Annotated in this window: 14 protein-coding genes; 12 read left to right on the plus strand and 2 right to left on the minus strand. The window is 35.6% G+C overall.

Annotation, left to right across the window (positions count from 1 at the left end; all coding sequences use genetic code 11):
- The first annotated feature begins 55 nt into the window (after positions 1-55).
- Both I580_RS14275 and I580_RS14280 read left to right on the plus strand, forming a co-directional pair.
- A complete protein-coding gene (locus I580_RS14275; RefSeq protein ID WP_010772224.1) occupies positions 56-661 on the plus strand; it encodes a bacterial Ig-like domain-containing protein in 606 nt (201 codons plus the stop codon).
- Positions 662-2,089: a helix-turn-helix domain-containing protein gene (locus I580_RS14280; protein WP_010772225.1), complete on the plus strand. Its 1,428-nt coding sequence runs from the start codon at positions 662-664 to the stop codon at positions 2,087-2,089.
- 251 nt (positions 2,090-2,340) lie between these two features.
- Here the strand turns inward: I580_RS14280 and I580_RS14285 are convergent, their stop codons facing one another.
- On the minus strand, positions 2,341-2,742 hold the full coding sequence (locus I580_RS14285) for a helix-hairpin-helix domain-containing protein (protein WP_010772226.1): 402 nt from the start codon (positions 2,740-2,742) through the stop codon (positions 2,341-2,343).
- Positions 2,743-3,082: 340 nt separating this feature from the next.
- Between I580_RS14285 and I580_RS14290 the strand changes: the two genes are divergently transcribed.
- The 9 genes from I580_RS14290 to I580_RS14325 all read left to right on the plus strand — a co-directional run bounded on the left by I580_RS14290 (position 3,083) and on the right by I580_RS14325 (position 10,567).
- Positions 3,083-3,925: an FRG domain-containing protein gene (locus I580_RS14290; protein WP_010772227.1), complete on the plus strand. Its 843-nt coding sequence runs from the start codon at positions 3,083-3,085 to the stop codon at positions 3,923-3,925.
- A 362-nt stretch (positions 3,926-4,287) separates the two neighbouring features.
- Positions 4,288-5,829: an ABC-F family ATP-binding cassette domain-containing protein gene (locus I580_RS14295; protein WP_010772228.1), complete on the plus strand. Its 1,542-nt coding sequence runs from the start codon at positions 4,288-4,290 to the stop codon at positions 5,827-5,829.
- An 11-nt stretch (positions 5,830-5,840) separates the two neighbouring features.
- Positions 5,841-6,230 carry an FAD-dependent oxidoreductase gene (locus I580_RS14300; protein ID WP_010772229.1) on the plus strand — a complete coding sequence of 130 codons (390 nt, stop codon included), beginning with the start codon at positions 5,841-5,843 and terminating at the stop codon, positions 6,228-6,230.
- A gap of 48 nt (positions 6,231-6,278) precedes the next feature.
- Positions 6,279-7,112 (plus strand): GNAT family N-acetyltransferase, encoded by an 834-nt coding sequence (locus I580_RS14305; RefSeq protein WP_010772230.1) that lies wholly within the window; start codon positions 6,279-6,281, stop codon positions 7,110-7,112.
- 178 nt (positions 7,113-7,290) lie between these two features.
- On the plus strand, positions 7,291-8,109 hold the full coding sequence (locus tag I580_RS14310; protein ID WP_010772231.1) for a helix-turn-helix domain-containing protein: 819 nt from the start codon (positions 7,291-7,293) through the stop codon (positions 8,107-8,109).
- 127 nt (positions 8,110-8,236) lie between these two features.
- Complete coding sequence (locus I580_RS14315) at positions 8,237-8,554, plus strand: PadR family transcriptional regulator (protein WP_010772232.1); 318 nt, start codon at positions 8,237-8,239, stop codon at positions 8,552-8,554.
- Positions 8,547-9,131 (plus strand): DUF1700 domain-containing protein, encoded by a 585-nt coding sequence (locus I580_RS14320; protein ID WP_010772233.1) that lies wholly within the window; start codon positions 8,547-8,549, stop codon positions 9,129-9,131. The genes I580_RS14315 and I580_RS14320 overlap by 8 nt, the downstream gene beginning before the upstream one ends.
- A complete protein-coding gene (locus I580_RS17120; protein ID WP_010772234.1) occupies positions 9,128-9,283 on the plus strand; it encodes a hypothetical protein in 156 nt (51 codons plus the stop codon). The genes I580_RS14320 and I580_RS17120 overlap by 4 nt, the downstream gene beginning before the upstream one ends.
- 195 nt (positions 9,284-9,478) lie before the next feature.
- Positions 9,479-10,567 carry an acyltransferase family protein gene (locus I580_RS14325; protein WP_010772235.1) on the plus strand — a complete coding sequence of 363 codons (1,089 nt, stop codon included), beginning with the start codon at positions 9,479-9,481 and terminating at the stop codon, positions 10,565-10,567.
- 149 nt (positions 10,568-10,716) lie between these two features.
- On the opposite strand, the gene fabI is transcribed toward I580_RS14325, so the two are convergent.
- Positions 10,717-11,469: an enoyl-ACP reductase FabI gene (gene fabI, locus I580_RS14330; protein WP_010772236.1), complete on the minus strand. Its 753-nt coding sequence runs from the start codon at positions 11,467-11,469 to the stop codon at positions 10,717-10,719.
- A gap of 303 nt (positions 11,470-11,772) precedes the next feature.
- On the opposite strand from fabI, the gene fabF reads away from it, so the two are divergent.
- Complete coding sequence (fabF, locus tag I580_RS14335; protein WP_010772237.1) at positions 11,773-13,011, plus strand: beta-ketoacyl-ACP synthase II; 1,239 nt, start codon at positions 11,773-11,775, stop codon at positions 13,009-13,011.

The raw sequence follows: 13,011 nt of genomic DNA on the forward strand, positions 1-13,011 counted from the left end.
CTTTTAGTTCATGCCTCTCTTCGGTTCTAGCAGCGCTTAGGAGGTATCGAAAAAAATGAAAAACAAACCTTTGATAGTAGGGACCGCATTGCTGTTTTCATCAGCACTTTTTGTTCATTTTGAAACGTTTTATGGAGAAGAGGCAACAGTTCCAGGGAAATATAAAATGACATACGAAGTAGATGGAAAAGTAGAAACCGCTATGGTTGAAGTAAAAGAAAATCAGACAGAACTTTTGCTAAAAGATATCATTATCAGGCAAGGGGAACAATGGTCTCCAGCAGACAATGTTGTTTCATTAAAAGATAAGGATGGCAGTGTGTTAGACTTAAAGCAAGTCACAATTAAAACGAATGTGAATCCCCAAGAATCTGGTTTGTATTTTGTAAAATTCTCATATGGACACTTTGTTTCTATCGCTAAAGTAACAGTCAATCAATTTGCTAGCGCTGGCCACCGATCAACCATAATAAATTCTTATTCACAAAATGAATCGCAAACAAGAATCATGCTGAACGATGAATTGCTAAAGGCTGAACCTGTTAAACAAAAGGTAAAAGACAATACTTCTGGGGGAGGGACTCCGTTGGGTTCCACGAATTTTGGAGATATGTTGGGTTTCCTATCGGGAACACTTCTGTATGGAACAAGGAGAGTATAAATGGATTTTTTGTTATTAGACGACCGAACAACTTTAAAACTAGCAATCATTCGAAAACTAGAGCAGCGCTATTCTTTTTCTGAGCGTAAAGATATTTTGTGTGCAGAGTTGAATATCTCTCAATATCTTTTAGAGCGTAGCGTTCTAGAAATAAACGAGGATTTGAAGAGGTTTAAACTAATCGAAGAAATGGAATTGATTGAGCAAAGTAACGAAATCATTCTTTTTCAAGGCGCTCAAATAGCATCAAGTATTGTTGAAGAAAATTACTTGAAATTTTCGCTGGAATTTAGATTACTGCAAACAATATTTTTCAATCAATTTACTTCAATTAAAAAATACGGAGAAAAACATGGAATGAGCAGGACTGTTGTATATAAAATTGTTGACAGAATTCGGAAAGAATTAGCGCAATACGACATAAAATTGTCTAAAACATTTCAGCTAGTTGGAAATGAAATGAAGATTCGTCAGTATTTTAATATGCTCTATTATCGAATTTATAAAGATTCGGATGAATTATATAATCAATCGGATGTCTTATCAGTCAATGAATTGCTCTCAGCTTTTAGGCCCTATTGTGAAGAAGTAAACACTTTTTATCTCTTCAAACATTATTTATTTATCATGCTACAAAGGGTGCAGAGAAAATCTAAGTTTTTTTTGCCTAGCAATATAACGTCAGTGAACTTTAATAAGGAAAATCAATTTTATCAAATACTTGACCAATGGAGTGCTCGTACGTTGAATGGAACCAAGCGAGAAATAGAAGCGGAAGTGAAAGGGATTCTCAGCCAATTGTCAGTTTATCGATCCGAGTTTTGCGATCTTAAAAATGAGGAAGTTGAAAAATATAGACTGCAATTAAAGCAGCAATTTCTTAGATACCCACAATTAGAGCTAATGGAATCTGAACTTTCTAACAGTGTAGATATGACAATTTATCAGCATCAGTTTAGTACACCGTTGATAGATATCACATTGCGAATGATGAACTTAGAATTTTTTCATGAACGATATCCAATCCTATTTGAAATTTGCCATACGTTTATTTATCAATTAAAAGAGGATGAATTTAGATATAGTAAGAAGTCTCTTTTTCTCAATCTGTTACTTATTCTTTCGCAACAATACGATCAGAAAAATGAGGCGAACACTATCAACATTCATGTGAATTTTACAAATGGTGAAAAATATAACCAATTTATTAAAAATCAGATTCAAATTTTTGATTCTTTTAGCATAAATTTTCAGCCAGTCGTACGTCCAGATACAGACCTGATTGTCTCTGATTATCTTCCCCAAACAACTTTTTCAGCACGAAGTCTAATCTGGCTGGCTCCACCAAGAGCCAGCGACTGGCGTAATTTCGGTAATGAGATCGTGCAGATCAATAGAGCGTTACAATTAAACAAAAAACGAATGTAGTATCAAGAATTAAGAGTGCGCGGGACCAAAGGAGCTATTTTTGCGACAACTGTTTCTGCGGATAAAAAAGTGATTGGGCTATAACTTAAAACGTTATAGCCCAATCACTTTTTTGATACTAGGGTAAATCGTTATACGCGAAGGTTTCTGCTTACTATGAAAGAACGAAAGAAGTAATCTGAGTAATACGTGCTTCTTTTTGGTTACTTGCAAAAAGTATATTATCTGAAAAATAAATTTTATCCCCTTCTTTAGTTGTGACTGTTCCATACGCAGCCCCTTCTTTTCCCTGTTATTGATTCTTTGCCAGGAATGATCCAGCGAAAAGAGTCAGTAAGTAAAGAGTTTAGTAATGACTGATTTCCTGAGGCAGCAGCAATTAAATAATCTCGAATCATCCTCCTTTTTGGCGCATTGTCGCAACTTAATAGACAGATAACTGCAAAATCTGTTTTTGGTGCGGAGTCATTTTTAAAAAAGGTCCAATTGTGATCAGTCAAGGCTTTTTCCAAGATAGTGACTGCTTTTGGCCCCACACCGTGTATTTTTAATAGAGTTGCCTTATCTAACAAACGGACTTGTTCAAGAGTCGTAATACCAATTGATTCAAGTGCATTTGTTGCGGGTTTGCCAATGTTTGGTAATGTAGTCATAATAGCCTCCTTAGTTGAAAGTGTTTTGCTCTCTTTATTATATATTTAGACCGAAAAATTTGAAAATAAAGTAGTTGCTTTGGAATGCTGCTGGAACGACTGTCATCAATTAAGATAAAAAATCTTTTTTAATTGTAAAGTAGAGTTGGAGGATATAGGTCAGTTGAAAGAAGTAACAGCTCTTGTGGGGGAAAACGATTGAACAATTTATTTTTTCAGAGCTTTTCCCTATTTTTATTAAAAAGCAAAGAGAGAGAATCTTTTTTATGTTACTATTGATGTATATAATTATGTTCTTTAAGTTTTTTATTTAGTTCTTTAAATAGCAAAGGAGAAAAAAATGGGAAAAATAGAAGTGATAGAAATAAAAAATTGGACTGAATTTACGAATGAGGTGTTTCGTGACTGTTATGATAAAAGGATAGACAGGGATCGCAGTAGTTATGTTTTTAGAGGAGCAACAAGTAGTAACTATGGTTTAGAACCTAGTCTAAATGTAAAATGTGGGCATGAACTGAGTTTGGAAGAATCTTTAATAAGAAATTTCAAAAAGTATGCTTCTTTGGAAATTAGAGATAAAAATAATATATGGGAGATTTTGACGTTGGCTCAACATCATGGTTTACCAACAAGGTTGTTAGATTGGACTTTTTCTCCCTATGTTGCGGCACATTTTGCTACGGAAAATGTATTATCTGATGAAAATGGTGCTGTTTGGTGTATTAATATAGAAGAATGTCGAGATCATATGCCTCAAAAATTGAAAGCAGCGTTACAAAAAGAAGGCGGTTTTACGTTTGGTATTGATTTTTTGAATGAGCAAATGATTCAGAGTGGAACAGTAGAGGAACGTTTGATGGAAACTCAGGAAGATGAAAGCAGCCCATATGTTTTATTTTTAGAGCCGCCGTCAATAGATTCAAGAATTGTTAATCAATATGCGCTATTTTCTGTTATGTCAGCTAGAAGTGAAACGTTATCGGATTGGATTGAAAAAGAAGAGATAGACATCGTGGCAAAAAAAATAATTATCCCGCCCCAAGCCAAGAAAGAAATTAGGGATAAACTGGATCAAATAAACATTAATGAACGCGTGATTTATCCAGGCTTAGATGGATTGTGCCAATGGTTAGTTAGACACTACATGGATTCTGGTAAAATGTACTCAACGAAAAAGAAGTAAATCAACTCGAACAGAGAGTTCACTAGATTATATGATACTGAATTTGACTATTTTTTTTCAAAATGGTAGAGTAACACCTGAGGAAGGTGTTTCAAATGTACGTATTATATATTTCAACTCTTAGCTCCCTACAACTTATTTTTGATGAAGTGTTGTATGGAGCTTAATCGAGAAGCTTAAAAGCTTTTCTTATTCATCAGTAAATTTCGTATACTAAAAAATAGCACATGTTTGCTATGTATTTAGTCTGCTTATTTACTGAAGGATATATAGATTAAAAGGCCCTAGACATTTTGTCTATGGGTCTTTTTTGTATGTTCTTTAGTAAAAATCTAGAAAACAACATGAAAGAGGAATGTAAAATGGAATTATTACAAGTCAAAGATTTAACGTATGCAGTACCAGATAAACAGCTTTATGAAAACAGCTCATTTACTTTAAGAAGCAAGGAACACATGGGAATCGTTGGCAAAAATGGTGCAGGGAAAAGTACCTTATTAAAAATGCTTTTAGGGACCGTTTTACCAGATGCTGGGTCGATTTCATGGAATCCAGCCGCCACATTAGGTTATTTAGACCAATATGTGGATATGGATCAATCACTTACGATCAACGACTTTTTAAGATCAGCCTATCAAGAACTGTTTGCCACTGAAAAAGAAATGCTGAAGCTATATGAAACCTACGGAGAAACTGGTGATGATCAATTATTGTCAAGAGCTGCAACTTATCAAGAAAATTTAGAAATGCAAGGCTTCTATCAAGTAGAAAATGAGATTAGCAAAGCTGTCACGGGACTCGGAATCAGAGATGCTGATCAAACGTTAAGTGCGTTGAATCGTGGGGATCAAGTCAAGGTCATTTTGGCCAAACTGTTATTGGAAAAACCGTCTGTCTTGATTCTAGATGAACCTACAAACTACTTGGATCAAGAACATATCGAATGGTTGACGGAGTATTTAAATGCCTTTGAGAATGCCTTTATCATTGTTTCTCACGATACAGAATTTTTAAGTAATATCGCAACGTGTATCTGTGATATCGATTTTGGTTCGATCAAAAAGTACCATAGTCATTACTCTGAGTTCCTAAAACAAAAAGCGCATTTAGCAGAAGCCTATCAAAGCCAATTTGATGCACAACAACGTAAAATCAAAGAAACAGAAGCTTTTATTCAGAAAAATATTGCGGGTATCAAAACGAAAATGGCACAAGGTCGTAGAAAGCATTTGGAAAAAATGGATCGTTTGAAAGAACCAGAGAAAAAAGTGAAATCGAACTTTTCTTTCAAACTGATGCCTCAAAGTTCACCCAATGTCATGACAATCGATGAATTAACAGTAGGTTATAAAGAACCTTTACTTACTGTCCGCGATTTGCAAGTGAAAAAAGGGGAGAAAATAGTGATCACTGGCCCAGATGGTTTAGGGAAATCAACATTCGTAAAAACGCTTCTCTCAATGGTGCCAGCGCTCTCTGGAAAAATGAACTTTTCACCACAAGTCGTTACAGGCTACCACTCGCAAGAAATCGAGTGGGAAAATACTGAATGGACACCGATCGAAGCACTAGCAAATAAATATACGAAACTAACGTATGAAGATGTTCGTAGAGAGTTGGCTAAATGTGGCCTGAAACGAGAAATTGCATCAAAAAATATTTATATGCTCAGTGGTGGAGAACAGTCAAAAGCCAAATTATGTGATTTAACGATGCAGCCAAGTAATTTCCTGATCTTAGATGAACCGACTAATCACTTAGACGTGGACTCGAGAAAAGCATTACAAGAAGCGTTAAAGGCTTTTAGAGGCAGTGTCTTGTTGATTTCAAATGATGAACAGTTTTATTCAACAATCGCCGATCAAGTATATACAATTGCGGATAAACATCTGCTGAAGCAGTGAGGTGATCGCTGATGCTTTTGACAAGGTGCAAAAACTATCATCTCTATCAACTTTCGCAGACGGAACAAGAAATTCAGAAAGCAAAAACGCGAGAGTTTGGCGATAGAATTTTGGTGATGGGTAGTTGTTTTTTAGATTGCCAAGTTGCTGTTGAGTTAGCTGAACAAGGGAAAGAAGTTATTATCATTGAACGTTTGGATGAGCTGCTTCATGATTGTCTACACTCTCCAATGAGAGCTGAACTGATGAAAAGATTAGAAGCGTTGGTGGTCCTATTTTATTTAGAAACCATTATTATTAAAGTTGAAAAAGATCAAGTTTATCTTATGAACCAGGAAAACATTAAGACATCACTCACTGTTGATACCATCATTGTTCCGAAAAACTATGAATTTTGCTAATTTAGTTTATAGTTAAAGGGATAAACTAAAACTCAAAGGAGAACATGGATGTTTACAACAATAGAAGAAGTTGATTTTCAACAAGTAGTAGATACATGGAATCAAGGGTTTAGTGATTACCTATTGCCGATAAAAGTTGATCAAAAAGCCTTAGAGCAAAGAATCCAATCACTAAAACTGTCCCAAAAACGTTCTGCGCTCTATTCGATCAATGGCGAATTTGCCGGTATTATCTTGTTAGGGATACAAACTTTTCAAGGGGTTAAGACGATGTGGATAGGTGGTATGGCTGTAATTCCAGAATATCGTCAAAAAAAAGTCGCTTCTAAATTGATGGACTATGCTGAAGAGATGGCAAAGGAAAATCAATGTGAGCATCTGATTCTTGAAGTGATTGCAGCTAATGAACGGGCGAGAAAATTATATAAAGCAAAAGGGTTTCAAATAATAAACGAGCTAGCAGTTGGAAGGATCATGTTACCAACTACGACGAATAAAAGAAGTCCGATTCACTTTAAAGCTATTACGTCAAAAGAACAAACGTTGAACGAAGAGAAATGGACTCCTTGGCAAAACCGTTGCATTTTTTCTGATAAAAACTACGAGATTTACCAAGAAACAGCTAAAATTGGTTCGATCAGTTTTAATTTAGCTGAAGAAGCTTCAGGCAAAAGTGTGATTCTTAAACAATTGCAGTTACTAGGACAAAAAGATACATCATTAATAACTAATATCTTGCTTACTTTAAAAGAACAAGAAAACAGTGATATAGTCAAATTAACCAATGTTGATATGGCCACTTCTGAATATGCTGAACTTGAAAAAATCGGCATTCAGCTACAGCTAACGCAATTTCAATTAGCTAAAAAAATGACTTTATAATAGGAAACAGAAAAATCTCTGCTGAGTTCGTTTTAGTTAACGAATAAAGTAGAGTTTTTTGAAAATACTGCTAAATCAACAAGCAACGTACCGTTGCACGAGTCTTTATTGTATAATAAATGAATGCAACGTATTTATGCGACAAAAATGCTAGACGCTAGAAAGCAGGTGGTCTATAGTGACTGTAGAAATCGGAAAACAAATAAAAAAATTTCGTCAAGAACAAGGTATTTCACAACAAGAACTAGCAGATTATTTGACTCTCTCTCGTCAAACAATTTCCAAATGGGAATTAGGAAAAAGTCTTCCAGATATCGAAAATATTGTAAGACTTTGTGATTATTTCAATATCAGTGTAGACGTTCTAATAGGACGTAAAAAGCCTAGTTTCTTTGAAAACTTGTTCGGAGGGAAAGAAAGAAGGCCACGTCTTATGGAGCAAGATAAAGGAAAAAAGAACAATGCAGCATTTTATAGTGCCTATGTACCAGAGGTTCAACCCCTGATTCTAGCTGGTCAGCGAGTCAATACATTTGTGAAAGTTGAAGAGGCAATTTATCCTCAAATCACTTTTTCCAACTTAATGGGTTATGCAAATTGTTTGTGTAGTTTTAATGGGGAAGAAGTCTCAATCGATCAAATCGGAAAGTTCAAGCTCGCTGTAAATATACCTGTAGAAAAACCAATTGCAACCTTTTCACTTCGGGATGTTTTGGAGATAAACATGCAATTTGGTAAGTATTTTCGGAACATTGGTGGAAATTTTGTGACATTGATCGATATCGTAACGAAAGATCAAACCTATTATTTCTGGGTGGAATCTTTAAAAATCGCATACGTGATGTGGCATCATGAGAAATTTAAAACAATAAAGCTGAATCTTGATGAAAAATTTCAAAAAGCTCTAGAGTTATTAAATGAAGAAGAGGCTATTGAAGCAATTCGTAATGATGCACAAAACATTCCCTTGTTTTATGGAAGAGAAAGTGATGAATAGTCTGTATTCAATTTTATAGCGTGGAACAAAACTGTTTTTTAGTTAGTTCTACGCTTCTTTTTTTTACACATACTTCTTGACACATTATACTATGCAATGTATAGTAATGTGTGTCAGGAGGTATAATATGGATTCACAATTAAAAAAAGGCTTGTTAGAATATTGTATTTTAGCTATTTTGAAGAAATCTGATTCCTATGGCTATCAAATCATTAAAGATTTATCAAACGTGATAACGATCTCTGAATCAACGTTATATCCAATTCTAAAGCGTTTAGAAACAAAAGAAGAATTAGAAACATATTCTTTGGAGCATAATAGCCGTTTAAGAAAATATTATCGAATCACTGATAAAGGAAGAGCTAAGATAAAAGAATTTATCCAAGAATGGGACGAAGTGATGCACGTGTATCATTTTATTGAAATGGGGGAGCGGAATGAATAAACAAGAATTTTTGTATCAATTAGAAGAAGGATTGACTCGCCTGAATGAGTCAGAGAGAGGTCAATTTGTCCTTTACTATGATGAATTGATTGAAGATTACTTAGAAGATGGAGCGAGTGAAGAAGAAGCGGTAAATACATTAGGTAAACCCTCCAAGATCGCGAGTAAAATTCTTGAAGAAGCTTTTGAAGAGCGCCATTTTCAAAAGAAAAAATTAAGTCCGTTGATGGTTGTTTTACTGATTATTGGATTTCCTTTGTGGGGAAGTATATTATTAGCAGCTATTTTACTCATATTATCTGTGTATATCATTATTTGGTGTCTTCCTTTTACAACGGGAATGTTTGCAGTACTTGGGTTAGCTGCCTCTCTATTTAGTGTTTGTGCTAGTTTTTTTGCCTTACAAGATGGTGTCTACATCGCTGTTACACAAATGGGGATCAGTATTTTTATTTTAGGCTTGGCCTTACTTAGTGGTTTAGCGACAATGAATATGACCAATCACTTTATCAAAGCATCAAAACGATTTTCAAGTAAGATACGTAACTTGTTTGAAGGGCAGGGCTTATTATTATGACAAATAAAAAATCATTGTTTAAAATTGGGATCAGCTTGACTATTTTAGGATTAGTGATTACTATAATTGGATTTGCGCTATCTGGAGGGCAAATCGATAAATACAAATTTGAGCAACGATCATGGTACCGTACATTTTATCTTGATCTATAAAGTTTTATGGGAATGAGAAACATTAGCCAGGAAAAAATCTGACAGATGTTTCTTTTTTTATACTAAATCATAGAAATAGTCCTAAAGCAGTGAGTAAATCTCAGACTTTAAGCCGATAAAGCGAAGCGCTTGCTTTGTTATAATTAAAGCGAACGAGAGAAAGTACGTTCTACTATTTTTCTATATGAATCAGGGGTGAGTGGTATAAATCAGCAAGTCAACGAACAAAAGACTAGTAATAATGGTATCGATCTAATAAAGTATGTTGCGGCGATTCTCATTATTTGTTTTCACTGTGAACGAGTAATTCAAGATCCAATGCTTCATCATTTGTTTAAAAATGTATTGTGTCGGATCGCTGTACCATTTTTCTTTATTTCATCCAGTTATTTTGTTAGAAGAGGACAAAATAGCTCGTCCAGTTATTTAAAACGCTATTTGCAGTCATCCATAAAGACGTATCTATTCTGGAGCTTAGTTTATCTCCCAATTGGTTTTATGTGGATTCAGGAGAATTATTCAATTGGCGCTGAATTATATCCTGTAGCGCTGCTTGCAGGATTAGCCTACACAGGCACTTACTACCATCTGTGGTACATACCTGCGATGATGTTTGGCATGCTCTTCGCTCACTGGCTGATCAAGAAAAAAGGATATATTCCGTTGTTTGCGCTGACCGTGGTGTTATATTTTTTCGGATCGTTGGAAACGTATTACGGATATATTCATAATGAACAACTGAAATTATTTTTTGATCAGTACATGAATGTGTTTATCACAACTCGTAATGGCTTATTCTTTGCATTGATATTTGTGGCTATTGGTTATTTTTTATGGGATTATCGTGAAAAAATAGCTGGTTTTCAGAAGTATTTTGGTTTATTACTGATTCTTTCAGGGGGGATTTTAGTAAGTGAGGGATTGATCGTTTATGCCAACATGGGCATTGATAAAAACTTTATGTGGTCACTGATTCCATTTACAGCTGTATTCTTTTGTTGGAGTTTGACATTGCGAGTGAAGTTGACCTTTGATTTTAAGTATTTGAGGGATTTAGGAAAATATTATTTCTTTGTCCATCCACTATGTATTTTATGGGCCGCTAGCTTAGTGAACAGCTATGATTTTTTTGCTAATAGCTGGTTGCAGTTAGTTGTGACCTTAATTGTTACCCATTTGCTTAGCCTACTAATAATCACTATAAGTAAGGCCTTGCCCTATTATTATTTTGATCTGCAATTAATGTTGAACATTAATCGTAGTGACGTTCAAAAGCTAATGTAAACGATTCATTATGAGAAAAAAGGTGGGGACATAATTCTACGAGTTATACCCCCGCCTTTTTTCCGAAGAAGCGTTTTTTTTGTACCGTTTCTTCGGATTTTAAGGGACTGAGATATAACTTGAAGCGTTATGCCCAACTGCTTGTTTCTCTATGTTAGGTGAACCCCTTTATCTACATAAATAATATCTCCTACAATTCCAGCAGCTAATTCGCTGACTAAAAATGCACAAGTATTGCCGACTTCTTCGATTGTAACACCTGCTTTATCTGGTGTACGGCCTTCTGAAATTTTGATCAATTGATCGTAGTCTTTCACACCAGTGACTGCAAGTGTTTTGATAGCACCAGCTGAAATCCCGTTTACCCGAATCTTATCAGCTGCAAATTCATAAGCTAAATATTTTACCGCTGTCTCCAAAGAAGCTTTAGCGATTCCCATCATGTTATAGTTCGGGATAGCTCTTTCAGAACCTAGATAAGTCATTGTAACAATTCCTGAACCAGGATTTAACATTGGTTTTGCATGATGTGCAACTGCTAAAAGTGAGTAGCTGCTGATATCTTGAGCCAATAAGAATCCTGAACGGCTGATATCACTTACATTACCATCTAACTCTTCTTTGTTAGCGAAGGCAATAGCATGCACTAAACCATCGATTTTGTCGTATTTTTCTTGGATCGTTTGGAACGCTTGGGCAATTGATTCGTCAGAAGCGACATCACATTCAACAAGCAGATCTGTTGGTTCTGTTAATTTTAATAATTGTTTTTTCATACGTTCATTTTGATACGTATAAATAATATCAGCACCTTGTTCTTTTAATGCTTTGGCACAGCCCCAAGCAATACTTCTTTTGTTTGCTACGCCCATTACGACGACTTTTTTATTGTTTAAAAACATATGGATTTTTCCCCTTTGTAAAATTATTTTAGTCTGTGAAAAAGGTCTCACATCTTAATAAAATCTAAATATCTGATTTTATTTAAGTTGACGGATAAAATTGCAACTGGTATTATCTGTTTGAGAATGATAAAAAAATTCTCTAACGAATAAACAACACCCCTACAGACATTTTATCGGATGTCTGAATTATTAACTAAAATACTTTGAAAGTCAAACTATTTTACTTAAATTTAAACAAAAAAGTGTTGTTTGAGCAAGTTTTTTTTAATTTGATAGTCAAAATAATGGCGGAGGTGCACAATGAAACGAGTTGTAATAACCGGAATGGGAGCAGTTACTCCTTTGGGAAATACGGTAAAAGAGTATTGGCAAAATCTAGTTAATGGAAAATTAGGAATCGCTAAAATCACTAAGTTTGATTCTGAAGATACAGGTGTAACACTTGCTGGTGAAGTGAAAGATTTTGATCCAAGTGAGGTTCTTGACCGTAAAGAACAAAAACGAATGGATCTGTTTTCACAATATGGAGTAGTAGCTGCTATGGAAGCTTGGGAGATGAGTGGCTTAACGCAAGAGACGATCGATCCAAAACGTTTTGGTGTAATTGTTGGTAGTGGTATTGGAGGGATGACAACATTACAAGATCAAGTCAGAGTCATGGATAAAAAAGGGGCGAAACGAGTAACACCATTTTTTGTTCCAATGGTGATTGCCAATATGGCATCTGGCAATATTTCAATCAAATTAGGTGCTAAAGGTCCGTCTCAAACAATCGTCACAGCTTGTGCTTCAGCAACAAATGCAATCGGTGAAGCGTTCCGTACAATCAAGTATGGCTTGGCTGATATGATGATCACAGGTGGAACTGAAGCGACGATTTGTGAGATTGGAATAGCTGGTTTTGCAGCGTTGAGCGCATTAAATACGACAGAAGATCCTACAAGAGCATCCATTCCTTTTGATAAAGAAAGACATGGTTTTGTAATGGGTGAAGGTGCTGGCATGTTGATGCTAGAAGAACTTGAACATGCGCAAAAACGTGGTGCAACGATTTTAGGAGAAATCGTCGGCTACGGTAGCAATTGTGACGCAAGTCATATGACAGCGCCATTAAAAGACGGCAGCGGTGCAGCTGATGCAATCGAATTGGCTTTAGCAGAGGCAGCAATCAATGCGACTGATGTCGGTTATGTTAACGCACATGGTACATCAACACCAGCCAATGATGCAGCTGAAACTGCAGCGCTAAAACGTGTCTTTGGGGAACGTGCCTATGATATTCCAATCTCAAGCACGAAGAGTATGACCGGTCATCTTTTAGGTGCAGCGGGTGGAATCGAAGCAATCGCATGTGTGAAAACACTACAAGAAGGAATTGCTCACCCGACAGTGGGATATAAAGTAGAGGATCCTGACTGTGATTTAGACTATGTAACAGGTGGTTCACGCCCCGTACAAGCAGAATATGCAATCAGCAATTCATTTGGCTTTGGCGGTCACAATGGCGTTATTTGTATGAAGAAATGGGAGGAAAATTAA

The sequence above is a fragment of the Enterococcus caccae ATCC BAA-1240 genome (assembly GCF_000407145.1).
GTDB classification, from domain to species: Bacteria; Bacillota; Bacilli; order Lactobacillales; family Enterococcaceae; genus Enterococcus_L; species Enterococcus_L caccae.

Coding starts and splice junctions, on each gene's coding strand:
- I580_RS14295 (WP_010772228.1), top strand. CDS start 4,288: ATGGAATTATTACAAGTCAAAGATTTAACGTATGCAGTACCAGATAAA.
- fabI (WP_010772236.1), bottom strand. CDS start 11,469: ATGTTTTTAAACAATAAAAAAGTCGTCGTAATGGGCGTAGCAAACAAA.
- I580_RS14275 (WP_010772224.1), top strand. CDS start 56: ATGAAAAACAAACCTTTGATAGTAGGGACCGCATTGCTGTTTTCATCA.
- I580_RS14290 (WP_010772227.1), top strand. CDS start 3,083: ATGGGAAAAATAGAAGTGATAGAAATAAAAAATTGGACTGAATTTACG.
- I580_RS14280 (WP_010772225.1), top strand. CDS start 662: ATGGATTTTTTGTTATTAGACGACCGAACAACTTTAAAACTAGCAATC.
- I580_RS14305 (WP_010772230.1), top strand. CDS start 6,279: ATGTTTACAACAATAGAAGAAGTTGATTTTCAACAAGTAGTAGATACA.
- I580_RS14285 (WP_010772226.1), bottom strand. CDS start 2,742: ATGACTACATTACCAAACATTGGCAAACCCGCAACAAATGCACTTGAA.
- I580_RS14315 (WP_010772232.1), top strand. CDS start 8,237: ATGGATTCACAATTAAAAAAAGGCTTGTTAGAATATTGTATTTTAGCT.
- I580_RS14300 (WP_010772229.1), top strand. CDS start 5,841: ATGCTTTTGACAAGGTGCAAAAACTATCATCTCTATCAACTTTCGCAG.
- I580_RS17120 (WP_010772234.1), top strand. CDS start 9,128: ATGACAAATAAAAAATCATTGTTTAAAATTGGGATCAGCTTGACTATT.
- fabF (WP_010772237.1), top strand. CDS start 11,773: ATGAAACGAGTTGTAATAACCGGAATGGGAGCAGTTACTCCTTTGGGA.
- I580_RS14320 (WP_010772233.1), top strand. CDS start 8,547: ATGAATAAACAAGAATTTTTGTATCAATTAGAAGAAGGATTGACTCGC.